Annotated in this window: 23 protein-coding genes; 4 read left to right on the top strand and 19 right to left on the bottom strand. The window is 72.1% G+C overall.

All coding sequences use genetic code 11. The features are described from left to right. Positions 1-9: 9 nt before the first annotated feature. From EXE59_RS12315 to EXE59_RS12305, 3 genes are read right to left on the bottom strand one after another with little or no spacing between them, the layout of a single operon-like run. Positions 10-537: a P-loop NTPase family protein gene (locus EXE59_RS12315; protein WP_135839169.1), complete on the bottom strand. Its 528-nt coding sequence runs from the start codon at positions 535-537 to the stop codon at positions 10-12. Beyond that, entirely contained in the window at positions 534-1367 is an 834-nt protein-coding gene (locus EXE59_RS12310) for a PHP domain-containing protein (protein WP_135839168.1), read from the bottom strand. Before EXE59_RS12310 ends, EXE59_RS12315 begins: the two co-directional genes overlap by 4 nt. Before the next feature lies 1 nt (position 1368). Then, positions 1369-1938 carry a histidine phosphatase family protein gene (locus tag EXE59_RS12305; RefSeq protein WP_135839167.1) on the bottom strand — a complete coding sequence of 190 codons (570 nt, stop codon included), beginning with the start codon at positions 1936-1938 and terminating at the stop codon, positions 1369-1371. A gap of 48 nt (positions 1939-1986) precedes the next feature. On the opposite strand from EXE59_RS12305, the gene EXE59_RS12300 reads away from it, so the two are divergent. Beyond that, a complete protein-coding gene (locus EXE59_RS12300) occupies positions 1987-3174 on the top strand; it encodes an MFS transporter (protein WP_135839166.1) in 1188 nt (395 codons plus the stop codon). 19 nt (positions 3175-3193) lie between these two features. Here EXE59_RS12300 and EXE59_RS12295 read toward each other — a convergent pair whose 3' ends face one another. Then, a complete protein-coding gene (locus EXE59_RS12295) occupies positions 3194-3379 on the bottom strand; it encodes a DUF5302 family protein (protein ID WP_135839165.1) in 186 nt (61 codons plus the stop codon). Between the two features lie 70 nt (positions 3380-3449). Beyond that, the gene (locus EXE59_RS12290; RefSeq protein WP_168218497.1) at positions 3450-4262 is read right to left on the bottom strand and encodes a class I SAM-dependent methyltransferase; all 813 of its coding nucleotides are present in this window, start codon (positions 4260-4262) and stop codon (positions 3450-3452) included. A 36-nt stretch (positions 4263-4298) separates the two neighbouring features. Here EXE59_RS12290 and EXE59_RS12285 point away from each other — a divergent pair, with 36 nt between their 5' ends. Further along, complete coding sequence (locus EXE59_RS12285; protein ID WP_168218496.1) at positions 4299-5366, top strand: hypothetical protein; 1068 nt, start codon at positions 4299-4301, stop codon at positions 5364-5366. 16 nt (positions 5367-5382) lie between these two features. On the opposite strand, the gene EXE59_RS12280 is transcribed toward EXE59_RS12285, so the two are convergent. From EXE59_RS12280 to EXE59_RS12245, 8 genes are all read right to left on the bottom strand, one after another. Next, complete coding sequence (locus EXE59_RS12280; protein WP_135839162.1) at positions 5383-6414, bottom strand: MaoC family dehydratase; 1032 nt, start codon at positions 6412-6414, stop codon at positions 5383-5385. An 85-nt stretch (positions 6415-6499) separates the two neighbouring features. Continuing rightward, positions 6500-7510: a sugar phosphate isomerase/epimerase family protein gene (locus EXE59_RS12275; RefSeq protein WP_135839161.1), complete on the bottom strand. Its 1011-nt coding sequence runs from the start codon at positions 7508-7510 to the stop codon at positions 6500-6502. Further along, positions 7510-8682: a Gfo/Idh/MocA family protein gene (locus EXE59_RS12270; protein ID WP_135839160.1), complete on the bottom strand. Its 1173-nt coding sequence runs from the start codon at positions 8680-8682 to the stop codon at positions 7510-7512. Before EXE59_RS12270 ends, EXE59_RS12275 begins: the two co-directional genes overlap by 1 nt. Before the next feature lie 30 nt (positions 8683-8712). Beyond that, the gene (locus EXE59_RS12265; protein WP_135839159.1) at positions 8713-9555 is read right to left on the bottom strand and encodes a sugar phosphate isomerase/epimerase family protein; all 843 of its coding nucleotides are present in this window, start codon (positions 9553-9555) and stop codon (positions 8713-8715) included. Between the two features lie 92 nt (positions 9556-9647). Then, complete coding sequence (locus tag EXE59_RS12260; RefSeq protein ID WP_135839158.1) at positions 9648-10901, bottom strand: substrate-binding domain-containing protein; 1254 nt, start codon at positions 10899-10901, stop codon at positions 9648-9650. Beyond that, on the bottom strand, positions 10901-12037 hold the full coding sequence (locus EXE59_RS12255; RefSeq protein WP_135839157.1) for an ABC transporter permease: 1137 nt from the start codon (positions 12035-12037) through the stop codon (positions 10901-10903). The genes EXE59_RS12260 and EXE59_RS12255 overlap by 1 nt, the downstream gene beginning before the upstream one ends. Continuing rightward, positions 12034-13167: an ABC transporter permease gene (locus tag EXE59_RS12250; RefSeq protein ID WP_210428973.1), complete on the bottom strand. Its 1134-nt coding sequence runs from the start codon at positions 13165-13167 to the stop codon at positions 12034-12036. Before EXE59_RS12250 ends, EXE59_RS12255 begins: the two co-directional genes overlap by 4 nt. Then, entirely contained in the window at positions 13164-14684 is a 1521-nt protein-coding gene (locus EXE59_RS12245; protein WP_210428972.1) for a sugar ABC transporter ATP-binding protein, read from the bottom strand. The genes EXE59_RS12250 and EXE59_RS12245 overlap by 4 nt, the downstream gene beginning before the upstream one ends. Positions 14685-14779: 95 nt before the next feature. On the opposite strand from EXE59_RS12245, the gene EXE59_RS12240 reads away from it, so the two are divergent. Continuing rightward, positions 14780-15982, top strand: coding sequence for an ROK family transcriptional regulator (locus tag EXE59_RS12240; protein WP_246056754.1), 1203 nt, complete (start codon positions 14780-14782; stop codon positions 15980-15982). On the opposite strand, the gene EXE59_RS12235 is transcribed toward EXE59_RS12240, so the two are convergent. Next, entirely contained in the window at positions 15967-17163 is a 1197-nt protein-coding gene (locus EXE59_RS12235; RefSeq protein WP_135839155.1) for an acyl-CoA dehydrogenase family protein, read from the bottom strand. The genes EXE59_RS12240 and EXE59_RS12235 overlap by 16 nt on opposite strands. A 155-nt stretch (positions 17164-17318) precedes the next feature. Between EXE59_RS12235 and EXE59_RS12230 the strand changes: the two genes are divergently transcribed. Beyond that, positions 17319-17921 (top strand): hypothetical protein, encoded by a 603-nt coding sequence (locus tag EXE59_RS12230; RefSeq protein ID WP_135839154.1) that lies wholly within the window; start codon positions 17319-17321, stop codon positions 17919-17921. A gap of 10 nt (positions 17922-17931) precedes the next feature. Here EXE59_RS12230 and EXE59_RS12225 read toward each other — a convergent pair whose 3' ends face one another. From EXE59_RS12225 to EXE59_RS12205, 5 genes are read right to left on the bottom strand one after another with little or no spacing between them, the layout of a single operon-like run. After that, on the bottom strand, positions 17932-19377 hold the full coding sequence (locus EXE59_RS12225; protein ID WP_135839153.1) for a phospholipase D-like domain-containing protein: 1446 nt from the start codon (positions 19375-19377) through the stop codon (positions 17932-17934). A gap of 34 nt (positions 19378-19411) precedes the next feature. Beyond that, positions 19412-20443 carry a hypothetical protein gene (locus EXE59_RS12220; protein ID WP_135839152.1) on the bottom strand — a complete coding sequence of 344 codons (1032 nt, stop codon included), beginning with the start codon at positions 20441-20443 and terminating at the stop codon, positions 19412-19414. A gap of 35 nt (positions 20444-20478) precedes the next feature. Continuing rightward, positions 20479-20703, bottom strand: coding sequence for a DUF6752 domain-containing protein (locus EXE59_RS12215; protein ID WP_135839151.1), 225 nt, complete (start codon positions 20701-20703; stop codon positions 20479-20481). Positions 20704-20716: 13 nt separating this feature from the next. Continuing rightward, positions 20717-22282: a class I SAM-dependent methyltransferase gene (locus tag EXE59_RS12210; protein ID WP_135839150.1), complete on the bottom strand. Its 1566-nt coding sequence runs from the start codon at positions 22280-22282 to the stop codon at positions 20717-20719. A gap of 41 nt (positions 22283-22323) precedes the next feature. After that, a complete protein-coding gene (locus EXE59_RS12205) occupies positions 22324-23457 on the bottom strand; it encodes an endonuclease/exonuclease/phosphatase family protein (protein ID WP_135839149.1) in 1134 nt (377 codons plus the stop codon). Positions 23458-23519 lie beyond the last annotated feature (62 nt).

Here is a 23519-nt window from a genome sequence, read left to right as displayed (position 1 = left end):
CAGCGTCACCTACTCCCCCAGCGTCGCGATCCATGCCTCCAGCTCCCGCGGCCGCCGGAACAGCAGCACCTCCGGCCCGTCGGGCGAGGCGGCCCAGGCGCGCATTCGGGCACGCTTGCGGGAGAAGGACTGGAAGTGCCAGCGGATGATCGACGACCGGTCGAACACCTTGCGCCAGGTCTCGACGTTGCCGTTGCAGCGCGGTTCCTTGGTGATCGCCCCGGACACGGTCCGTCGCACCAGCCGGGCCAGGGAGACCCAGCGCGGGTAGTCGAGCCCTACGACGAGCTGCGTGCGCGGAAGCACCAGGTCGAGCCAGATGCCGTACGAGGAGTCGAGCAGCCACCGCTCCCCGGCGACGATCTCGCCGAACAGCTCGCGCTGGCGGTCCTCCGCGACCGGCACCCAGCCCGGCAGCCACGACAGCTCGTCGACGAGGGTCACCGGGTGGCCGGTGCGCTCGCCGATCGCGAGCGCCGCCGTGCTCTTGCCGCTCCCCGTGACGCCGTAGACGAGGACGCGGTCCGGCAGGGTCACGGACGAACCAGCGACAACAGCCGCTCGTACTGCTCGGGGTCGGTCGTGTTGACCCCGAGGTCGTGGTCGACCTTGCCGAGACCGTGGTGGTCGCTGCTGCCCGTGACGACGAGGTCGAGGTCGCGGGCGAGCGCGCGCAGCTCGGCGCGGTCGACCGGTGAGTGGTCCTGGTGGTCCACCTCGATGCCCGCGAGCCCGAGGTCCTTGAGCGCCGCGAGCGCCCCTGCGTCGAGGACCGACCGGCTGCCGCGCCCCCAGGGGTGGGCGAGGACGGTGACGCCACCGGCCGCCGCGACGAGGGGGATCATCTCCTCGAGCGCGGACGCGTAGCGGTTGACGTAGCCCGGCTGCCCCGGGCTGAGGAGCGTCGCGAAGGCCTCGGTCCGGTCGGCGACGACACCACGGCGCACGAGGGCGTCCGCCACGTGCGGGCGTCCGGCGGCGACCGACCCGCCGGACTCGCGGCGTACGTCGTCCTCGCTGATGTCGATGCCGTGCCCGCGCAGGGCGGCCACGATGGCCGGCGTGCGTGCGGTGCGGCCCTCGAGGATGCGATCCAGCTCCCGCACCAGCGGCGGGTGCGTCGGGTCGGGCAGGTAGCCGAGCAGGTGCACGCCGCGGTGGTGGAACCGCGTGCTGATCTCGAGGCCCGGGACCAGCGTGATCCCGGCCTCGTCCGCCGCCTGCTGCGCCTCGTCCCAGCCCGACATCGCGTCGTGGTCGGTCAGCGCGACGACGTCGAGCCCGGCCGCGGCCGCCTCCCGCACGAGGTCGCCGGGGGTGTCCGTGCCGTCACTGGCCGAGGAGTGGGTGTGGAGGTCGATGCGCACGTCAGCTGTTCCACCGGAGCAGCGCGGGGTGCTCGCGCTCGAAGCCGAGCACCGAGACGGTCGAGGTGTCGAGCCGGAAGAAGCGGCCCTCGGCGGCGGTCTGCTCCAGCCAGCGCGCCGTGAGGACGCGCAGCGAGTGCCCGTGCGCGAACACCAGCGCGCGGCCGTGCGCGCGGGTGCGGGCGACGACGCGGTCGAGCCGGGTGGAGACCTCGTCGGCGCTCTCGCCACCCGGGGTCGGGTGGGTCCAGACCGTCCATCCCGGGACGCTCTCGCGGATCTCGGCGGTCGTCACGCCCTCGTAGTCCCCGTACGCCCACTCGACGAGGTCCTCGTCCACCTCCGCGTCGGCGAAGCCGGCCAGCTCGGCCGTACGTCGCGCACGCCGGCGCGGGCTGGTGAGGACGAGGTCGAACTCCACCTCGGCCAGCCGGGGCGCGAGCTCGAGCGCCGCAGCCTCGCCGACCTCGGTGAGGGGGAGGTCGGTGATCGAGGTGTGCCGACCGTCGCGGCTCCACTCGGTCTCCCCGTGACGGACGACCCACAGCTCGGGACCCGGGACCGACGACATGCAGCGAGTCTCCCACGAGCGGTCGGGCGTCCTGCCACCATGCTCGTCATGGGTGCGGGCAGGGAGCGGGCGTGGCGGAGCTCGCGGCTCGCCATCGCGGCTGCCTTCTTCACCCAGGGGCTGGTCTTCATCAGCCTGACCACCCGGCTGCCCCGGATCCAGGACCGCTGGGACCTCGGCGAGCTCGCGCTGTCGGGCCTGCTGCTGATGATGGTGCTGCTCGCCGGTGTCGGCTCGCTGGTCGCCGAGCGGCTCGCCCCACGCCTCGACAGCGCGGTCGTCCTCCGCGCCGGCCTGCTCGTCGTCGCCGGGTCCGTCGCGCTGGCGGTCCTGGCGCCGACAACCGGCGTCTTCGTGCTCGCCCTGGCGGCGTACGGGACCGGTCTCGGCCTCGTCGACGCCACCGGCAACATGCAGGCGGTCGCGCTCGAGCACCGGATGGGTCGCGTCGTGCTGCCGTCGTGCCACGGGGCCTGGACCCTCGGCGGCGTGGCCGGCGCCGTCATCACCCTGGCCACCGGAGGCGTGCCCTGGTCGGCGATCGCGCTGGTCGCGGTGGTCCCGCTGGCGGCGGCCCTCGCGCCGTACCTCCCCCGCGACCACGGCGTGGCGGCGACCTCGACCGAGACCGACGTCCCGTGGCGGGCGATCGTCGTGGTCGGCCTGGCGCTCGTCGTCTTCTACACCGTCGACACGGCGGCGACGACGTGGGGACCGGTCTACCTCGACGACGTCTTCGACGCCCCGGAGGAGCTGGTCGCGCTCGCCACGCTCCCCTACCTCCTCGCCAGCGGCGTCGTCCGCCTCGCCGGCGACCGGCTCACCGAGCACGTCGGAGCCGTGCGCCTGCTGCGCGCGGGCGCGGCGGTGGCGCTCGTCGCCCTCACGGTCGTCGTCGCGGCGCCGACCTGGCCCGTCGCCGTCCTCGGGTTCACCCTGCTCGGGTGCGGCGTGGCCGTGGTCGCGCCGCTGAGCTTCTCGGCGGCCGCCGCGCTCGCCGGGCGGGACGCCGATCCGGCGACCCGCCAGGCGCGGGTCGATCCCGTGGTCGCCCGGTTCAACCAGTTCAACTACGTCGGCGCGCTGCTGGGCGCGGTGATGACGGGTGCCGTCGGGTCGGGCTCGCTGCGGGTCGGCTTCGCGGTCCCGCTCGTGCTGGTGGTGGCCCTCTTCTGGCTGGCGAGGGCCTTCGCGCCGGCCGACGCCCCGGCCGTGGGGGCGCCCGCCGACGCGTAGTGCGGTCGGGCCGGACGGCTCAGACGCCGCCGCCGCCGGCCTTGCGGCGGTGCATCGGCTTGGCGACGTTCTTGTCGTTGACCTCCGAGCCGTGGGCCTTCTCGCGCGCACCGGCCCGGTCGTCGGGGTGGTCGTGGCCCTTCTTGCGATCGAGGGCCTCCCGCATCTTCGCCTTGAGCTCTGCGTTGGGGTCCTGATCAGCCATGAGGTCCTCCTGGATCGATGACGGTCGGAGGCCCACCCTGCCAAACGCGGCCGGTCGGGTCGAGGGGATATCAGGGCCTGCGCAGCACGTCGAGGCGACCGCCGAGCTTTCCCATCGTCACGTAGACCTGCCACCGGCACTCGCCCAGCATCACGTCGTACGCGGCGTCGCCGAACTCGGCGCGGTAGCGCTCCGGCGCGCGCAGGAGACGGGCGAGGTGCAGCAGGGCGCGACCGACGGCGCCCTCCTGCTCCTGCGACCACTCGCCCCACTCGCCGGCCAGGTCGAGGGTGTCGACCACCTCGAGCCCGGACCCGGCGATCCCCTCGTCGAGCACGCGAGGGTCGGCCGAGGAGGGGACCACGCCCATCACGTCGAAGAGCCAGTCCGCCTCCTCCTCGGCGAGCAGGTCGGTCGTCACCGCCTGGTGGGCCACGACGTGGCCGCCGCGACGCAGCACCCGGGCGAACTCGGCGTACGCCTCGCGGGGGTGCTCGACGTGCAGCATCACGTCCCGGCACCAGACCAGGTCGAGCGACGCGTCGGCCACCGGCACCCGGGTGGCGGTGCCGCGCTCGAAGGCGAGGCGTGACGCGATGTCCGGGACCAGGTCGCGCCGCGCCGCACGGGCCAGGTCGAGGTGGCGCTGCACCGGGTCGATGCCGAGCACGCGGAGCCCGAAGTGCGTCGCGAGCCGGACGGCGTACGCCCCCTCCCCGCACCCCACGTCGACGGCCCGGCTGTCGGGGCGCAGGTCGAGCTCGCGCACCACCTGGAGCAGCACGGACGGGTCGCGCGGGGCGAGGCTCTCGTCGAGGCGCGCCCCGAAGGCGGCCTCGAGCCGCGGGTAGGAGTCGTGGAAGAAGCCGGGGTCCCAGGGCACGGAACGAGTCTGCCGCCACGCAGTAGGGTCACCGCCATGGCTCGCCGGGTGTTCCTCCACGTCGGCACGGCGAAGTCCGGCACCTCCTTCCTCCAGGACCTGTGGTGGCAGCAGCGGGACGAGCTGCGCGAGCGCGGCCTGCTGCTGCCCGGCGACCGCCGGCGTGACCACTTCGCGGCCGCGGCGGTCGTCAAGGGCATGACCGACGTCGTGGCGACGCTCGGCAACCGCGAGCGCGACGCGTGGGGTCGACTGGTGGAGGAGACCCGCGCGTGGTCCGGCGACGCGCTCGTCACCAACGAGCACTTCTCCGACTCCCCGCCCGCCGCCGCGGCCGCCGCGCTGGCCGACCTGGCCGGCGCGGCCGACGAGGTGCACGTCGTGCTGACCGCCCGCGACCTCGGCCGCGTGCTGCCCTCGGCGTGGCAGCAGCGGGTCAAGATGGGGGCGCGCCAGCCCTACCGCCGCTTCCTCGCGACGGTCCGGCGCGGGGAGGACGACCAGAAGTTCTGGCGCTACCAGGACGTGCCCGCCATCCTGGCCCTCTGGTCCGACGGCCTCCCGGCCGGCCGCGCCCACCTCGTCGTCGTCCCACCCGCCGGGGCGCCGCGAGACGAGCTCTGGCTGCGGACCGCTGCCGTGCTCGGCCTGGACGTGACCGGCCTCGACACCGACGCGCGCACACCCAACGACTCCCTCGGACTGGTCGAGGCCGAGCTGCTGCGGCGGATCAACGAGCGGGTGCCGCGCCCACGGCGTACGCCTGCCCTGACCCGCCACGTGAAGGGCAGGTTCGTCCCCGAGGCGCTGGCCGGCTCCGCGGAGCGGGAGTCCTTCGTGCTCCCGGAGCGGCACCACGACTGGGTCCGCGACCGCTCCGAGGCGACGGTCGCCGACCTCCGCGCCAGCGCGTACGACGTGGTGGGCGACCTCCACGACCTGCTGCCGGCCGACCCGCGCACGGGGCGTACGCCCGACGACGCCACCGACGACGAGCTGCTCGCGGCGGCGCGGGTGGTGCTGTCGAGGCTGGACCTCGCGGACACACCCACCCTCGACGGGGCGGTCGCCGCGATCGCGGACGAGCTCCTGACCCACCGCTGACCGGCCCCCAGGGGGATCAGCGCGGCACGAGCGCCCAGTAGTCGAGGTCGAGCAGCACCCCGTCGGCGTACTTCCCGTCCGCTCCGCGCAGGGTCATCGACTCGTCCCGACCCTTCGTCGCGACCAGCCGGAGGCGGAGCGCGCCGACAGCCGGGGCGTCGAGCTCGGCGGTGTCGAGCACCTCGGACCACGCGTGGACGGTGTCGCCGGCGAAGGCCGGGGCGACGTGGGCCCCGGCGTTGATCGCCGCGACGAGCTGGGCGTTCGCGAGGCCGTTGAACGACAGCGCCCGGGCGAGCGAGATGACGTGCCCGCCGTAGACGAGCCGCCTGCCGTCCGGTCGGGCGTCGGTGTTGAAGTGCACCTTGGCGGTGTTCTGCCACAGCCGGGTGGCCATCATGTGCTCGGCGTCGGTGAGGGTCACGCCGTCGACATGGTCGATCCGCTCCCCCACCTCGTAGTCGCCGAGCAGGTGCGGCGAGCCGGCCGCCACCACGTCGTACGACGAGAAGTCGAGGCCCGCGGGCACGACGAGGTCGGAGGCCTCGACGGCCGGCGCGAGGTCGGGCACCACGGTGTCGGGCGCGGGCGAGTCGGCCGATCGCTTGTGCACCATCACCCAGCGCGCCCAGTCGATCGCGGTCTCGCCGCGCTGGTTGGTCGCGGTGGAGCGCACCCAGACGACACCCGTCCGGCCGTTGGAGTTCTCCTTGAGGCCGATCACCTCCGACCGGGTGCGCAGGGTGTCGCCCGGGGCGACCGGCACGTGGAAGCGGCACTCGGCGTAGCCGAGGTTGGCCACGGCGTTGAGCGAGACGTCGGGGACGGTCTTGCCGAAGGCGATGTGGAAGCCGATGAGCTCCTCGACCGGGTGCGGCGCGAGGCCGACGGACGCGGCGAGCTCCGCCGACGACGGCACCGCGAAGCGGGTCGGGTAGATCGCCCCGTAGAGCGCCCGGTCCCCCTCCGTGACCGTGCGCGGGGTGGCGTGCTCGATGACCTGCCCGAGCGTGAAGTCCTCGAAGAAGTTGCCGGCGTTCGTCTTCATGCCGCACATCGTGCCGCAGCCGCCCCCGCCCGGACCCCCGCTGTCACGTGGGCTCAGTCACAGGGCGGGCTCCCGGCGCCGCGGCTCAGCCCTCGGACTGCTTGCTGAACGCCGCGTCGAACGACTGGGCCGGCGGGTCGAAGTCCAGCGCCCGCAGCCGGGCCAGCGCCTCCGGGGCACCGCGCAGCCGGTCCATCCCGGCGTCCTCCCACTCGACCGAGATCGGGCCGTCGTAGCCGATCGCGGTGAGGGTCCGGAAGCAGTCCTCCCAGGGGATGTCGCCGTGCCCGGTGGACACGAAGGTCCAGCCGCGCCGGGGGTCGTCCCAGGGCAGGTGCGAGGAGAGGATGCCGTTGCGGCCGCCGCCCATCCTCATCCGGGTGTCCTTGCAGTCGACGTGGTAGATCCGGTCGGCGAAGTCGGTGATGAAGGCGACCGGGTCGATGCCCTGCCAGAGCATGTGGCTGGGGTCCCAGTTGATGCCGAAGGCGGGCCGGTTGCCGACGGCGTCGAGCGCGCGCCGGGTGGTCCAGTAGTCGTAGGCGATCTCGGAGGGGTGGACCTCGTGGGCGAAGCGCACGCCGCACTCGTCGAAGACGTCGAGGATCGGGTTCCAGCGGTCCGCGAAGTCCTGGTAGCCGGCCTCGATCCGCTCGGCGGGCACCGGCGGGAACATCGCGACGTACTGCCAGATGGAGGACCCGGTGAAGCCGACCACCGTCTTCACGCCGAGCTTCTGCGCGAGCCTGGCGGTCAGCTTCATCTCCTCGGCCGCGCGCTGGCGCACGCCCTCGGCGTCACCGTCGCCCCACACGCGCTCGCGCACGATGGCCTGGTGGCGGAAGTCGATCGGGTCGTCGCAGATCGCCTGGCCGGTGAGGTGGTTGGAGATGGCGTGGAGCTGGAGGCCGTGCTTGTCGAGGATGCCGAGGCGCTCGGCGACGTAGTCGTCGTCGTCCCAGCGCCAGGCGTCGAGGTGCTCGCCGGAGACGGCGACCTCAAGGCCGTCGTACCCCCACTCGGCGGCGAGGCGCGCCACCTCCTCGAGCGGCAGGTCGACCCACTGGCCGGTGAACAGGGTGAACGGACGGCCCATCAGCTGTGCTCCATTCCGAGTCCGGTGTCGACGCGCGTGCAGCTGCCGCCCTGCGCGGAGCTGGCCTCGATCGCGGCCAGCACCCTCTGCACGGCGAGCCCGTCCTCGAAGGACGGCGTCGGCTCCTCCCCCGCGGCCAGCGCGGTGAGGAAGTCGGCGGCCTGGTTGGTGAACGTAGCGTCCCAGCCCAGCACGTGTCCCGGCGGCCACCAGCCGTCGAGGTAGGGGTCGCCCGGCTCGGTCACGAGCCGGCGGGCGAAGCTGTCTCCCCCGTCGAGGCACTCGTCGAGGTGGTTGAGCGACTCGAGGTCGAAGCGCAGGGCGCCGGCGCTGCCGTAGACCTCGATGCCGAGGGCGTTCTTGCGGGCCGTCGCCATGCGGGTCACCTCGAGGCTGACCACGGCGCCCCCACTCGTCCGCATGGTGCTCCAGGCGGCGTCGTCGACCGTCACGTCCTCGAGGCCCGAGTCGCCGGTGCGCTGTGGCACGAAGGTGTGGGTGAGGGCGTTGACCTCGGTGACCTCCTGGCCGAGCAGGTAGCGGACCTGGTCGACCGCGTGCGAGGCGAGGTCGCCCAGCGCGCCCGACCCGGCGAGCTCGCGCCGCAGGCGCCAGGTCATCGGCGCGTCCTCGTCGGCGAGCCAGTCCTGCAGGTAGGAGATGCGCACCTGGCGCACCTCGCCGATGCGACCGTCGGCCAGGTGCCGGCGGGCGAGCGCCAGCGCGGGGACGCGGCGGTAGTTGAAGCCGACCATCGAGTGGACGCCGCGCTGGCGGGCGGCGCGGGCGGTGGCGACCATCTTCTCGGCCTCGGCCATGGTGTTGGCGAGCGGCTTCTCGGCGATCACGTGCTTGCCCGCCTCCAGGGCGGCGATCGCCACCTCGGCGTGCAGGTGCCCGGGGACGCAGACGTCGACGATGTCGATGTCGTCGCGCTCGAGCACCTCGTGCCAGTCGGTCGCGGTCTCGGCCCAGCCGTACTGCTCGGCCGCGGCACCGACGGCGGCCGCGTCGCGGCCGACCAGGACCTGCTGGCGTACGCCGGGTGCACCGGGTCGGAGCGCGGCGACGTTGCGCCATGCGTGGGAGTGCGCCTTGCCCATGAAGGCGTAGCCGATGACGGCGACTCCCGGGGACCCGGCGGCGCCCGAGGCGCTGGGTGTGCTGGTCACGTGGATCTCCTGACGTGCGGTGGCGGTGGCTCAGGCGAGCGACCGGAGGAAGGACAAGCCGTCTCGGGCGAGCTCGTCCTGGGTGGGTGCCAGCGGTCGCCAGATGGAGGCGGCCGTGGCGATGGAGGCGTTGTCGGCGGTGAAGCTCTCGATGACCAGCGGGCCGTCGTAGCCGACCTCGTCGAGCGCGGCCACGAAGGCGGGCCAGTCGGTCTGGTCGCCGCCGGGAGCACCGCGGTCGCTGCCGCAGACCTGGACGTGTGCCAGGTGCTCCCCCGCGGCGCGGATCGCGTCGGCGCTGGAGCGCTCCTCGATGTTGAGGTGATAGCTGTCGAGCGCCAGGCCGAGTCCCTCGCCGAGCAGCGGCTCGAGCGCGGTAAGGGCCTGGTCGACGGTGTTGACCAGCGAGGTCTCGTAGCGGTTCAGCGGCTCGACACCGAGGCGTACGCCCTGCGCGACCGCGTGGTCGACGACCGGCGCGAGGTGGGTGCGGAGGTCGTCGTACGCCGCCTGCCGCTGCGCGGCGTCCATCCGCCACACGCGACCGGTGGCGGCGTAGAAGGGTCCGCACACCGAGCGTGCCCCGACGCCGGCGGCGAAGTCGATGCAGGCACGGAGGTAGTCCTGCGTGGCGGCCACGCAGTCGGCGTCCACGAGGTCTCGTCCCGGCGCCATCGCCCCGACGACGCACGGGGTCAGCCCTGTCTCGGCGAGCACGTCGGTCACGACCGCGGCATCGAGGTCGCCCGCGTTCTCGAGGGGGAGCTCGACGGCGTCGAAGCCCATGTCCGCGATCCGGTGCAGCAGGTCGGCCACGCCCGCGTCGGTGAGCGGGGAGGTCCAGACCCACGTGTTCACGCCGATCTCTCGCATGGCTGTCGGTGTCCTTCTCGCTGGAGGGTGGGGTGGGATCGGTGGGCCGGGCTCGCGCAGCCCGGCCCACCGAGCGGTGGTTCAGTGCCGGATCAGGGGATCTGGCGCTCCTGCCACACCTCGGGGTAGCCCGGCAGGTCCTCGCCGCCGAACTTGGCGTAGTGGCCGTCGGGCATGCCCTCGTTGGCCTCGAGGTAGTCGCCGCGCTCGTCCTCGGTGATCGGGACCTGCGGCAGGACCCACTCCTTCGGGACCTCCTCGCCGGCCCAGATCTTCTCGAGCGCGAGGAGCGGGGTGCGCCACTGGAAGTTGGAGTAGACGGGCGCCAGGCCGTTCAGGCCGGTCTCCTCCCACTTGCGCAGGAAGCTCATCTCGTCCTCGCCGGTCATGACCGGGAGGTCGGCGCCGAAGTCCTCGAAGGCCTCGATGGCGGCGACGGCACCGTCACCGGCGTCCATCCAGACGCCCTGGACCTCGCCCTTGTTGAGCTCGTCGGTGATGAAGGTCTTGATCTCGGTCGGGTCGGCGCCGGTGAAGAAGTCGACCGCCTCGATGCCGTTCTCCTCGAAGAGCTTCTGGGCCGCGGCCCAGCGCTGCTCGAGCACGTCGACGCCGGGCAGGATGCGCAGCGCGACGACCTTGTCGCCCTCCTCGAGGTTGTCGATGAGGAACTCGGCGGTGTCGATGCCCCACGCGAAGCCACCGATCGGGTGGATGAAGGTGGTGGCGCAGTCGGTCTCCACGCCGCGGTCGAAGACCACGACGGGCTTGCCGGTCTCGCACGCCCGCTCGACCGCGTCGGTCATGGCGGCGGTGGAGTTGGGCGAGATGATGAAGGCGTCGCAGTTGCCCTCGGAGATGAAGTAGTCGATGTCGGCGATCTGCGTGTTGTCGTCGTCGCCGGCGTCACGGGTCTCCATCTCGGAGATGACGCCCTTCTCCTGCAGGGCCTCGAGCTGCTGGTTCATGGTGATCCAGCCGGTCTGGCGCCACGGGTTGGAGATCGAGGCGTTGGCGAAGCACGCCTTGCCCGCCTTGTTGGACTTGTAGTCGGCGGTGTCGGTCATCTCACCGTCGATGTACTGCAGCCACGGGGTCTCGGGGTCCCCCTCGAACGTGGCCGAGCGCTGCTCGAACTGCTCGTCGTAGACGGCCTGGTCGAACCACTCCTGCTCACCGCCTTCATCCGGGCTCTCCGAGGCCTCGGGCGACTCCGAGGTCTCCGAGCTGTCGTCGGTCCCGGAACCGGAGTCCGTCGGGTCCTCGGTGCTGCAGGACGTGGCGAACACCCCGAGCAGCAGTGCCGAGGCCACGGCCATCGGCGCGCGGTGGATCTTTCGGCGCATCAGATTTCTCCTGTTTCAGTGCCCGAGCGGGCAGTGGTGGGTGATGGTGCGGGTGACGCAGGTGGTGCGGCAGGTGGAGCGGGTGGTGAGGTCCGCGTGGGACGCCGGCCCAGCGACCAGGCGCGACCGGCAGCGGCGACGGCGAGGATGATGATCACGCCCTGGACCGTCGGCCTCCAGGTCGACTCGATCTCCTGGAAGTTGAGGAACGAGAAGAGCAGCTCGAGCGCGAAGGCACCCGCCGCGGCGGACAGGAGCCAGCCCCGACCGCCGCCGAGGACCACGCCGCCGAGCACGACGGCGGTGATCGCCTGGAACTCGTAGCCGGCCCCCACGGAGGGGTGCACGCCGGCGTAGCCGACCAGCAGGATGCCGGCGACGGTGGCCGAGAGCGAGGAGAGCATGAAGGCCCGGGTCTTGACCCACCACACGTGCGCCCCGGCCAGGCCGGCGGCGTCCGGGTTGTCGCCGGTGGCGATGATCGTGCGGCCGAACGGGGAGCGCATCAGCCACACGCCGCCGACCATGATCACCACCAGGATGATCACGGGGTAGGGCAGCACCTCGAGGACGGGCACGTCCTGGATGCCGCCGCGACCGATCTCGCGGAAGGTGTCGACCGGGTTGCCGGTGGCGGCGCCGCCGGTCAGGAACCGGACGAGACCCCCCAGGGCCAGCATGGTGCCCAGGGTGACGATGAAGCTCGGCACCCGCAGCAGCGTCGTGCCGAGGCCGTTGACCAGGCCGACCACGGCGCCGACCGCGAACATCAGCGCGAGTGCCGGGAGGACCCGGCTCTCGTCGTCGCCGATGTAGTTGCCGGCGATGACGACCTGGGTCGCGATCACCGCGCCCATGGAGAGGTCGAACTCGCCGGAGACGATCACGTAGTACTGGCCCATCGCGGCGATCGCGATCGGGGCCGTGCGACCGATGAATCGGATCAGCTGCGGCGGCTCGCCGAAGGACGGGTTCGCCGAGACCACGGCGACGAAGAGGATCGCGGCGAGGATGAACACCGCGCCGCCCGGGGTCACGGCGCCGCGCAGCAGCCGCTGGACCACCGAGCCCTCGGTGAGCGGGAGCGTACGGCCGGCCGTGCCCCCGGAGCCGGTGACGGAGGTGGTGGCGCTCATGCCGACTCCCCCTTCGTGGACGGGCCCGTCGGGGACGGGACGTGGAGGACCGGTCTGGAGGCGCCGAAGCGCGGAGGGCGGCGTACGACGCTGCGCCGCGCGTAGACGGCGACGGCGAGCACGATCACCAGGCCTCGGACGAAGTCCTTGAGGAACGGGTTGACCTGCATCACGCCCATGACGTTGTCGAGGACCGCGAAGATCGCGACGCCGCCGATGGTGCCCACGACGCTGCCCTTGCCGCCGGCGAGCAGGGTGCCGCCGAGGACGACTGCCGCGATGGAGAGCAGGTCGTAGCGTCCCTGCGACCCGATCGTCGGCGACCCGACGCCGGTGCGGGAGAGCAGCAGCAGCGCGGCGAGGCCGGCCAGCACCGAGCAGAGGACGTGCGCGGAGACCACCGGTAGGGCGGTGCGCACGCCGGACATGCGGGCCACGTCTCGGTTGCCGCCGATGGCGTAGACGTGATGCCCCAGCCGGGTGTAGCGGAGCAGGAGCGTCACCAGGACCGCACAGACGAGCAGGATGACGAACGCGGTGGGGATCCACCCCCCGATGCCGCTGCGACCGAGCAGCCTCAGGTCGGGGGCGGCGGCGCCGTGGCTGCCCTGGTAGTTGGTGCCGAGGTAGCCGCTCACGACCAGGCCGATGCCGAGGCTGGCGATGAAGCCGTGCACGTGCAGGAGGCTGACCAGGAGCCCCATCACGAGGCCGATCGCGGCGCACAGCGCCAGCGTGTTGAAGGTCGCGGCCGCGATGTTGCCGTCGAGCCCTTTCATCCCGCCGGCAGCGATGACCGTGGCGAGGCTGACGACGTAGGGCACCGACAGGTCGAGGCTGCCGACCAGGATCACCAGCGTCTGGCCGATGGCGATCAGGCCCAGCACGCTCATCGCAGTGAGGATCGCCCAGACGTTGCCCTGGCTGAAGAAGTTGCGGCCCTCCACGGCGGTCAGCACGACGGAGGCCGCGATGACGCCGACCAGCACGAGGTAGATCAGCGCGGTCGAGTCGAGGCGCTTGGCACCCTTGGCCCGCGCGGCGCGGCGGCGGCGTACGACCTCCGTGGGCTCGGCCACCTCGTGGGGGGACTCCTGCGGCCCGGGGGTCTGGTCGGTGGTGGCGCTCACGCCGCGTCCTCCTCGCTCGTCGCTCCGGTGGCCATGGCGAGCACGGCCTCCTCCGTAGCCCCGGCCGACAGCTCGCCGGCAAGGGTCCCGTCGCGCATCACGAGGATGCGGTCGGACATGCCGATGACCTCCGGGAGCTCGCTGGAGACCATCAGGACGGCGACTCCCGCACGGGTCAGCTCGCGCATCAGCTCGTAGACGCGGTGCTTGGCACCGACGTCGATGCCGCGGGTGGGCTCGTCCATCAGCACCACCAGCGGGTCGATGCTCAGCCAGCGGGCGAGCACGACCTTCTGCTGGTTGCCGCCGGAGAGGAACTGCACCTCCTGGCCGAGGCTGGCGGCCGCGACGTCGAGGCCGGACAGCACTCCCGGCATCTCCCGGCGGGCCGTGGTGGTGCGCCGCGGGAAGACCGACCGGACGACGCCCAGGGCGTTGTCGAGGATCGACTGGTTGAGGGCGAGGCCCTTGGCCTTGCGGTCCTCGGTGATGAAGGCCAGGCGGGCACGTACGCCCTGGCGCGGGCTGCCGACCTTCAGCGGCGCACCGTCGAGGGTGATGCTGCCGCGCGCGACGGGGTGGACGCCGAAGACGGTCTCGAGCAGCTCGGTGCGACCGGAGCCCTGGAGTCCCGCGATGCCGACGATCTCGCCGGCCCGCACCTCGAGCGACACGCCGTCGACGTAGCCGTTGCCGACCCCCGACAGCGCGAGTCGCACGTCGCCGACGCTCACGTCGGCGGGCTTCTCGGGGAAGTACGTGGTCAGTGGGCGGCCCACCATGAGGCGCACGAGCTCGGCCTCGGAGAGCTCGGCGGCCGGCCGGGTCGCGACGTGCTGGCCGTCCTTGAGGACGGTGATCGTCTGGCAGAGGTCGAAGATCTCCTTGAGCCGGTGGGAGACGTAGACGATCGCGACGCCGCGGTCGGTGAGGCGCCGGATGATGGCGTAGAGCAGCTCGACCTCGTGGTCGGCGAGCGCCGCGGTGGGCTCGTCCATCTGGATCACCTTGGCGTCGAAGCTGACCGCCTTGGCGATCTCGACGATCTGCTGCTCGGCGACCGACAGGCTCCGCACGAGCGTGCCGGCCTTGAGACCGGCGACGCCGAGACCCGCGAGGAGCTCGTCGGTGTCGCGGCGCATCCTGGCGGTGTCGACCGGCCCGACCCGACCGAAGCGGCGTGGCTCGCGCCCGAGCCAGATGTTCTCGGCGATGGTGCGCTCGAGGAGCAGGTTGAACTCCTGGAAGACGGTGGACACGCCCGCGCGCTGCGCCTGCACCGGGTGGCTGAAGGAGACCTGCTCGCCGCCGACGACGATCGTGCCGCTGTCGGGGGTGTAGACGCCGGCGAGCATCTTCATCAGCGTCGACTTGCCGGCACCGTTCTCACCGACGAGCCCGTGGACCTCGCCCGCACGCAGGGTGAGGTCGAGACCGTCCAGCACGGTGTTGCCGAAGAAGCTCTTGGACATCGCGGTCGCGACGAGTGCGTTCTCAGTGGAGTGGTTCGGGGGCACGGCGTCACTGTGGCATGCGTCACCGGCTTTTGTCGAGCACCTCGCAAAAGTCTTAGGCCTAGCGTGCAAAGTCGTGCATGTGCTTGACTCCGCCCGTGCGAACCGGCGAGCTTTTCGATCTCCTCCGTGACGGAAGGCCCTGGACCCGTGCCCAGCTGGCCGAGGCGACGGGCCTGGCCCGCTCCACGATCACGGCCCGGATCGACACCCTGATGCGGCTCGGGCTCGTCGCGCCGTTCGGCGGCGCCCGCTCGACCGGCGGTCGTCCGCCCGCCCTCTTCGCCCTCAACCCGACCGCCAAGCTCGTCGTCGGCGTCGACATCGGCGCCACCCACGCGACCGCCGCCCTGACCGACCTCAACGGGTCGATCCTCGGCGAGACCGACGCCCGCATCGCGGTGGCCGACGGCCCCGAGGCGGTGCTGTCCTGGGTGGTCGACTCCGTGCGCGACCTCGTCGCCGCGAGCGAGCGGCCGATCGAGGACCTCGCCGCGATCGGCATCGGCCTGCCCGGTCCCGTGGAGCACTCCACCGGTCGTCCCATCAACCCGCCGATCATGCCCGGCTGGGACCGCTTCGACGTGCCGGCCTACCTGCAGGAGCAGTACCCGGTCCCGGTGCTGGTCGACAACGACGTCAACATCATGGCCCTCGGCGAGCGGCGCGGGCACCTGCGCGACGTCGACGACCTCGTGCTGATCAAGGTCGCCACCGGCATCGGCGCGGGCATCGTGTCCGGGGGCGTGCTCCAGCGCGGCGCCCAGGGCACGGCGGGCGACCTCGGGCACGTACGGGTGCCGGGGGCCGACGACATCCTGTGCCGGTGCGGCAACACCGGCTGCCTCGAGGCCGTCGCCGCCGGACCGGCGCTGGCGGCCGCGGTGCGCGCCCAGGGCGAGAGCGCCGAGACCGGCGGCGACGTGGTCGAGCTCGTGCGCGCGGGCAGCCAGCCGGCGATGGCGGTCGTGCGCCAGGCCGGACGCGACATCGGCGAGGTCGTCGCCACGATGGTCAACCTGATCAACCCGTCGGTCGTGGTGATCGGCGGGCAGGTGGCCGGGGCGGGCGAGCACCTGCTCGCCGGGATCCGCGAGTCGGTCTACCAGCGCTCCCTGCCGCTGGCAACCGAGCACCTGCGCATCGTCACCTCACGTGCGGGCGGCGAGGCAGCGGTGCTCGGCGCCTCCGCCCTCGCGATCGAGCACGTCCTGTCCCCCGAGGTCGTGGAGGCCGCCAGCGAGGCGCTGGCCGCCGCCGATGCCGCCGCGGAGGCGGCGGCGTCTCAGCGCAGCTTGTAGTCCTTGAGCAGGCTGCGGCCGATGATCATCTTCTGGATGTCGGAGGTGCCCTCGCCGATGAGCATGAACTTCACCTCGCGCATGAGGCGCTCGATCTCGTACTCCTTGGAGTAGCCGTAGCCACCGTGGATCCGGAAGGAGTCCTCGACGACCTCGTTGGCGTACTCGGACGCGACCATCTTGGCCATGCCGGCCTCGACGTCCATGCGCTGGCCGGTGTCCTTGAGACGCGCGGCCTTGACCATCATCGTGTGCGCGACCTCGACCTTGGTGGCCATCTCGGCGAGCCGGAACAGCACCGCCTGGTGCTCCGCGATGGCCTTGCCGAAGGTCTTGCGCTGCTGCGCGTAGGCGATGCCGAGCTCGAAGCCGCGCCACGCCAGGCCGCACGCACGTGCGGCGACGTTGACCCGGCCGACCTCGACGCCGTCCATCATCTGGAAGAAGCCCTTGCCGGGCTCGCCGCCGAGCACCTGGTCGGCGGCGATCTGGTGGCCCTCGAGGACGAGCTCGGTCGTCTCGACGCCCTTGTAGCCCATCTTGTCGATCTTGCCCGGGACGGTGACGCCCTGCGCGGTCTCACCGAACCCGGCCTTCTTCTCCACCAGGAAGGTCGTCATGTTCTTGTAGACCGAGTCAGCGCCCTCGTCGGTCTTCGTCAGCACCGCCACGAGGGTCGAGGTGGCGCCGTTGGTCAGCCACATCTTCTGACCCGTGATCGAGTAGCTGCCGTCGTCGGCCTTCGTGGCCTTGGTCGACACCGCCGACACGTCGGAGCCCAGGCCGGGCTCGGACATCGAGAACGCGCCGCGGACCTCGCCGGTCGCCATCCGCGGGAGGTACTTCTCCTTCTGCTCCTGCGTGCCGTGCTGGACCAGCATGTAGGCGACGATGAAGTGGGTGTTGATCACGCCCGAGACGCTCATCCACCCCCGCGCGATCTCCTCGACCACCAGGGCGTACGTCAGCAGCGACTCCCCCAGCCCGCCGAACTCCTCGGGGATCGTCAGGCCGAACACGCCGAGCTCCTTGAGCCCCTCGATGATCTCGGTCGGGTACTCGTCGGCGTGCTCGAGCTCCTGCGCGACCGGGATGATCTGCTCGTCCACGAACTGGCGCACGGCCTTGAGGATCTCGGTCTGGTCCTCGGAGAGGCCGTCGGTCTGGCAGAGGCGGGGCATGTGGTGGCTCCTGGGCGCTCGCGGCTGGATCGCTCGGAGTCTAGTTATCGGACGTTCACCTGGGCAGGGCCGTCGTCCGAGACTGATGTCACACGCGCACCGCCGGCACCGCCGGCACCGCCGGTCGGCGCCGCCTGCGTGAGAGACTGGAGTGCATGCGACTCACCCGTGCGATCGGACCAGCCCTCGGAGCCTCCCTCGTCCTGCTCGCCGCGGCCTGCGGGGACGACGCCGACACGCCGGACACCGGTGTCGACCCGTCCGGGGAGTCGAGCTCGGAGACACCCTCGGAGACCCCGGACGCGCCGCCGGTGCCGCCGGTCGACTTCGGGGACGAGCCTGCCGTCAAGAAGTCGTACGAGCGCTCGGCGCTGCGCGCCACCAGCCAGCACCTGATCACGATGGTGCCGAGCGTCCTGCCCGACGGCTGGACGACCATCGGCGGCGGCTACCGGCCCGACCCCCAGTGGTGGCGCATGGAGTTCACCGCGCCGAGCGGCGACGTGGTGCTCGACCAGCTGCCGGGCACCGCCGACGAGGCCCTCGCGGAGCAGCCCGACCTCACCGCGGTCGACGACGTGGACCTCTCCGACTGGGGCACCGGCGCGTGGTCAGCGTGGGACCACCTGGGAGCGACCGTCCTGGCCTACGACCTCAAGGGGAGCACCGTCGTGCTCCAGGGTCCCGACCTCGAGACCGTCCGCGGCCTCGCCGAGTCCCTCCTGCCGGCTGACGACGCCGGCGAGCAGGAGGGCTGAGCGCGAGCGCTCAGTCGTCCTCCCAGGTGGGGCCGGCGCCGCGGAGCCCGTCGGGCTCGATCGTCACGACCGGGTCCGTGCCGACGCGACGGCCGTTGACCATCTTCCACTCCGAGTACGTCGTGGTGTAGGCGTCACGGCTGTAGGGCTTGCGCCACATCAGGTTGAAGTTCTTCATGTAGTCGCGGACCACGCCCCGGCCGTGCATGGCGAACAGGATCTCGTCCTGCGGGGTGCCGAGGCTGGACCAGTTGGTCGAGCCGGTCCACACCATGCGGCTGTCGACGCCCTTGTAGAGGCCGCGCAGCACGAAGTACTTGTGGTGGGTGTAGCGCTCGATGTTCTCCGGCATGTTGTCGATCTCGGGGTCGCCGGTCGGGACGTCGTCCTTGAGGTTGAACCCGGTCGAGCGCAGCGGCACGCGGCCGCGAGCCGTGGGCGCGCCGATGCGCTGCTTGGTGTGGAAGCCCATCAGGCCGTAGTTGACGCGCAGGTTGCAGCCGGCGGCGTACAGCTCGCGCAGCTTGTCGGAGATGTAGTCGCCGCGCCGGCCGCGCATGGTGTGCATCGACAGGGCGAGCTGCGTGCGCCGCGTCACCCCGGCCGCATCGGTGTAGACGCACGAGATGTTGTTGAGGATGTCGAGGACGGCGTCGTCGGTGGGCGTCGTGTACTTGGGGAAGACGATGGTGTGGTACTTCTGCATGTCCCCGTTGGGGCAGTCGCGACCGTTCTCGCAGAAGTTGTAGGTGGCGCGCCGCTTGTCCCAGTCGGGCTTCATGTCCCGGAAGAGCGTCTGGAACTCGTTGTAGAGCGTCTTCTTGCCCACGGTGGTCCACAGGTCGTTCCACTGCCAGCGCACAGCGTTGAGGGTCATGTTGTAGGAGCCCAGCATGACGACGTTGCGGTTCCGGCCGGTGCGGCTGAACAGGTAGAACTTGCTGTGCAAGTTGTTGTACTCGTTCTTGTCGGCACGGCAGCCCGACACGCAGCGGCGCAGGAAGCTCTTCTTGGTGACCTTGCGGCCGAGCACGCGCTGGATGCGCACCTGGGCGTTGGGCACGAGGTGGTCGTTGAGCAGGACCTGCACCTTGACGCCCCGGCGCTTGGCGCGGATCAGCTCGTCGGCGAAGACCTGCCGGTCGAGCGAGTAGGCGGAGATGGTGATCTTCTCGCCCTTGGGCGTGTTGCGGATCGCCCGGAGGACGTGGCGCTCGATGACGAAGCGGTCCTTGGGGACCATCGGGTTGTTGAACTTCGGCCCGACGGGGACCTTCCACTTCTTGTTGGGCTTGCCGGGCTTGCGCGCGGACAGCGCGACCGCGGGAGCCGCCGACGTGGTCGTGGCCGTGCCTGCGGCGGGTGCGGCACCCGACACGGAGGCGGTCGCGGCCGGAGCAGCCAGCGAGGCGGCCAGCCCGAGGGCGGCGAGAAGGGCAATGGACTTGGAACGCACAACAACTCCTACGTGGCACCCGGCGGCGCCCGGATCAGAGATTCCCCCGACGGCGTGGCGGCACATCACCTGTGCTCGCGCGGACGTCCGCCACGATATCAGCGACCAGTCGGGCAGCCGATTCGAGAAGCTCGGCGTGGGTGACCGTGTCGGGCTCGCGCCCGCCACCCCGTACGGCCGCCTCCCCCGTCAGGCCCGACAGGTCCCCGAGGACGTGGAAGCCGCGCTCGGCGACCAGGGCGACGGCCGCGCGGTCCATCTCGGCGAACCGGGCGAGGTACTGCTCGGGCATCCCGCCGCGCTCGCGCGGCTGCCGTGCGAGCAGGTCCTCGGCGAGGTAGCCGCGGATCCACACGCCCCGCTCCTGCGCCGAGTAGCGGGGCAGGTGCTGGTTGACCAGCCGCAGGGTCTCGATCTGGACGATCCCGAGCGCCGGGTTGACCGCGTCCTCGGGAGCGGCGTACGCGTCGGGGTCGAGGCCGAGCACCTCGGCGAAGTGGCGCCAGTGCAGGTCCCGGGCCTGGCCGGCACCCGGCATCACGAGGACGTGCACCCGCTCGCCGGGCAGGTCGTGGGTCCAGCGCTCGAGGACGCCGGCGAGGTCCCAGGTGCGCATGCTGAACTCCGGGCCGCCGGCCGGCCGGCCCGCCATGACGGCGTCGAGGTCCACGGTGCCGCCGTTCTTGACCGACTCCTGCCAGCCCGCCGACACGACGCTGGCGGCGTCGCGGGCGGTGACGACCAGGTGCACGTCGGCATCGGGGAAGCTGGCGATCGCTCGCGAGGCCTGCGCCGCGGACGCGCCGCAGAGGAACTCGTGGGTGATCAGCACGTCCCCCGACTGCGCCGACGCCTCGTCGACAAGCCGCTGCCAGGCGCCCGGGGCGTCCGCGTGGCGCTTGGCGAGGCGGGGCCGCTCCTGGAGGTCGAGTGCCGCCCAGAGGTGCTCGCGGTGACCGAAGCCGGGCACGAACAGGCCGGCCTTGCGCAGCCGGTCGCGGTTGCTCCACACCACCTGCTGGAGGTAGGTCGTCCCGGTCTTGGGCAGACCGATGTGGAGGAACACGCGGCGGGGCCCGCCGGTGTGCCGCGAGCCTGGGCTCAAGAGAAGTCCCCGCGGTACTTCCCGAGCAGCTCCTCCAGCCTCTCCTCGTCGCGCGCAGCGACCGGCAGCAACAGCTCGGTCACCACGTCGGTGAGCTCGGCGAGGCGGACGTTGAGGGCACGGTTCTCCTGGACCGCCTCCTCGAGCGCGGCGACCCGCTTCTCGAGGTCGCCGCCGGCGGCTCCGTGACGGCCGGCCCACCGGTTGCCGAGTCCGAACATGTCTGCTCCCACCTCACGCGTTCCAGTCGATGATCATGCGGCACACCTGCGAGCTCCCCGGATCGGATGAGACCCGGGTGCGGACGTCCTCGAGCACCCGGCCGCCGGACTCCGCCACCTCGGCGAGGACGACCGCGGGGTCGAGGGGCTTGCGGGCGCCCGTGCGGCGAGCGTAGCCGTCGCGGCCCTTCTCGCTGAGGAACTGCAGGTGCAGGGTGCCGGTCGTCCCGGCGAGCACCATCCGCGACGCGCGGAGCAGGTTCATCCGGCCGCGGTGGCCGAGCCGCTCGACGACGTGGACGCAGCCCACGGCGCGCGGGCCGGGCATCCGGGCGATCCACGCCGGGACGGCGAGGACGTGGCGCAGCTCGAGGAGGTTGAAGAGCTGGAAGGTCACGCGCGGGTCGTCGGCCCGGCGCTGGGCCTCGGCCTCGTAGGCGTACGGCTGGAAGTCCAGCCCGACCGCGGAGACGCCGCGGTCGGCGAACCAGGCGACGTCGGCCCCGCGACCGCACCCGATGTCGACGTACGTCGCGAGGTCCGGGTGGCGCTCGGCGACCTGCCGGGCGACGGCGGACACGGTGGGCTCGTGGTGCGCGGTGCGCTTGTGGTAGCCGTGCCAGCCGGCGCGACCCGTACGCATCCCGCGGAACCAGCCGTTGAACAGCTCGATGGTGCTCGCGGGGGTGGTGAACTTGTAGGCCGGGTCGGGCACGCGCCAGCGGGGGCCGTAGGTCGCGGTGAGGAACTTGTCGGCGTTGGCCGGGACCGGGAACTCGCGCCCCTCGAGCGACGCCGTGCCCAGCGGGTAGATCCAGTCGCGCTCGAACGGGACGGCGATCTCGCCCATGAGGTAGAGGGTGCCCTCGCGCATGAAGCCGCCGAACACGTCGAGGCCGCGATCGAGGCCGTCGCTCTCCTCGACGTGGACCTTCAGCGCGATGGCGGAGTAGCGGGTGACGCGGTAGCCCATGTCGGTGAGCGCCCGCTGGATCCGGAAGGACTCGCGGATGACGTCGACGGGGTGGTCGTAGGTGCTGACGTAGCCGAGGTCGGCGTCGCTGTCGTGGCCGATCAGGCCGCCGTCGCGGATCGCGCCCAGGGCGGTGCCGTAGGCGAGGAAGGCGTCGAGGCCGACCTGGCGCAGCGCGCCCAGCACCTCGTCGATGGCGTCGAGCAGGGGCTCGACGTGGGCGGCGTCGCGGGTGTCGAAGGTCTCGACGAGCTTGAGCGACTTGTCCAGGGCCAGGGGCCGGCCCGCGGCGTTGACGACGTGGATCCGGTCGGTCCGGTCGCCGAACCGGACGGTCCGCGAGAACAGCACGGTGTCGGTGCCCGGGTCCGTCAGGGTCACCTCGGTGACCCCGTCGAGGAAGGGGCGCAACGGCTTGGGCCAGCGCAGGCGTACGCCGTCCTCGCCCTGCTCGCCGTCGCGCAGCAGCCAGAACGACCAGATGCGCCGGCCGTCGAAGGCGACGTCGACGAGACGCTCGCGGCTGGCGCCGACCAGGAGGCCGGTGGCGTCGACCTGGAGGACGTCCAGCGCGCCGGGACGCCGCAACTGGCTCAGGGACCTCACGCGGCGGAGTATATCGACCGCCTCGGGTCCGGCCCCGGCGGCTACTCGACGCCCGTCAACGTGGCGGTGGAGTGGATCAGGCGGTGGTCGGAGGCCCAGCCGGTGTCGGTGGCGGCGTAGTCGGCGAAGGCCACCCCGGTCGAGCCGAAGATCCAGTCGACCTCCATCCGCGGGGGCGGGGCGCAGCCGCCGGCCGAGCTGCCGCCCGCGGCGGCGGTGAACACGCCGCCGGCGGTGAACCGGCAGAAGATCTCCTCGCGCTCGTTGTAGTCGCCGGTGGCGATGACCGGGTGACCGGTCGACTGGTGCAGCTCGGTCAGGTAGGAGACCTCGAGGCTGGCCGCCTCGGCCCGCCAGCGGGCGTTGTTGCCGAGGCTCGGGGTGTCGGCGGGGTTGTGGAAGTTGGCGAACCAGGCCCGGCGCCCGGTGCTGATGGACTCCAGGAGGACCACCGGCATCGCGATACGGCTGCCGCCGGCATAGGGGATGGAGAGCGAACGCCCCTCGACGAACCGCCACACGCTCGAGCGCCAGGCGATGTTGAAGCGCACCGACTTGTTGCCCAGCGACATCCCCGGGTAGAGCGAGTACTCGCCGGCCCGGGAGGAGAACATGCCGTACTGGCTCTGCTCGAACTCCTGGAAGCCGACGACGTCGATGCCGTTGCTGCGCAGCGCGGCGATGGCCATGTCCATGCGCGGGCTGCCGTCGGGGAACCCGGGCTTGTTGCCCCCCGGCCCGGTGTGGGAGTCGCCGAGCACGTTGTAGCTCGCCACCCGGAACTCGAAGGGCTGCGTACGGCGGGCGAGCTGCTGGGAGACGCGGGCGGCGAGCTTGCGCTGCGCGGCGCGGAAGCGGCGTACGGACTCCTCGAGCTCCTCGGGCTCGGCGTGCTCGGGCTCCGCGCCCTCGCTGGACGAGCCACCGGAACCCTCGCCGGACCCTCCGGACCCTCCGCCCTCGCCGTCCTGCGCGTCGTCGCCGGCGCCGCCGGTCGTCTGCCCCGCCTCCTGCGCGGCTCCCGTCCGGTCGCTGGCGGTGTCCTCGACGACGGCGTCGGAGAAGAACGACGCCCACACCACGGCAGCGATCACGGCCAGCACCAGCGCGGGCGCCCACAGCTCCACGCGCGGCCGACGTGGGCCGCTCGTGGTCGGGGGGTGCTTGTGCTTCACGGCCACCTTCTGCGGGAGGTGAGCCGGCGGCCGCGGGCAGACGGCTGCACACGCCCGTGGCG

It is taken from the genome of Nocardioides eburneiflavus (assembly GCF_004785795.1).
In the GTDB taxonomy this organism is placed as follows: Bacteria; Actinomycetota; Actinomycetes; order Propionibacteriales; family Nocardioidaceae; genus Nocardioides; species Nocardioides eburneiflavus.
The sequence above is the reverse complement of the archived record's forward strand: the minus strand, read 5'-3'. Positions and strand labels throughout refer to the sequence as shown.

Bases quoted from the DNA above. Each gene is read 5' to 3' on its own strand.
- EXE59_RS12275 (WP_135839161.1), bottom strand. From the start codon at position 7,510: ATGGGCCGTCCGTTCACCCTGTTCACCGGCCAGTGGGTCGACCTGCCG.
- EXE59_RS12280 (WP_135839162.1), bottom strand. From the start codon at position 6,414: ATGAAGACGAACGCCGGCAACTTCTTCGAGGACTTCACGCTCGGGCAG.
- EXE59_RS12285 (WP_168218496.1), top strand. From the start codon at position 4,299: ATGGCTCGCCGGGTGTTCCTCCACGTCGGCACGGCGAAGTCCGGCACC.
- EXE59_RS12295 (WP_135839165.1), bottom strand. From the start codon at position 3,379: ATGGCTGATCAGGACCCCAACGCAGAGCTCAAGGCGAAGATGCGGGAG.
- EXE59_RS12230 (WP_135839154.1), top strand. From the start codon at position 17,319: ATGCGACTCACCCGTGCGATCGGACCAGCCCTCGGAGCCTCCCTCGTC.
- EXE59_RS12305 (WP_135839167.1), bottom strand. From the start codon at position 1,938: ATGTCGTCGGTCCCGGGTCCCGAGCTGTGGGTCGTCCGTCACGGGGAG.
- EXE59_RS12235 (WP_135839155.1), bottom strand. From the start codon at position 17,163: ATGCCCCGCCTCTGCCAGACCGACGGCCTCTCCGAGGACCAGACCGAG.
- EXE59_RS12215 (WP_135839151.1), bottom strand. From the start codon at position 20,703: ATGTTCGGACTCGGCAACCGGTGGGCCGGCCGTCACGGAGCCGCCGGC.
- EXE59_RS12255 (WP_135839157.1), bottom strand. From the start codon at position 12,037: ATGAGCGCCACCACCTCCGTCACCGGCTCCGGGGGCACGGCCGGCCGT.
- EXE59_RS12265 (WP_135839159.1), bottom strand. From the start codon at position 9,555: ATGCGAGAGATCGGCGTGAACACGTGGGTCTGGACCTCCCCGCTCACC.
- EXE59_RS12260 (WP_135839158.1), bottom strand. From the start codon at position 10,901: ATGCGCCGAAAGATCCACCGCGCGCCGATGGCCGTGGCCTCGGCACTG.
- EXE59_RS12300 (WP_135839166.1), top strand. From the start codon at position 1,987: ATGGGTGCGGGCAGGGAGCGGGCGTGGCGGAGCTCGCGGCTCGCCATC.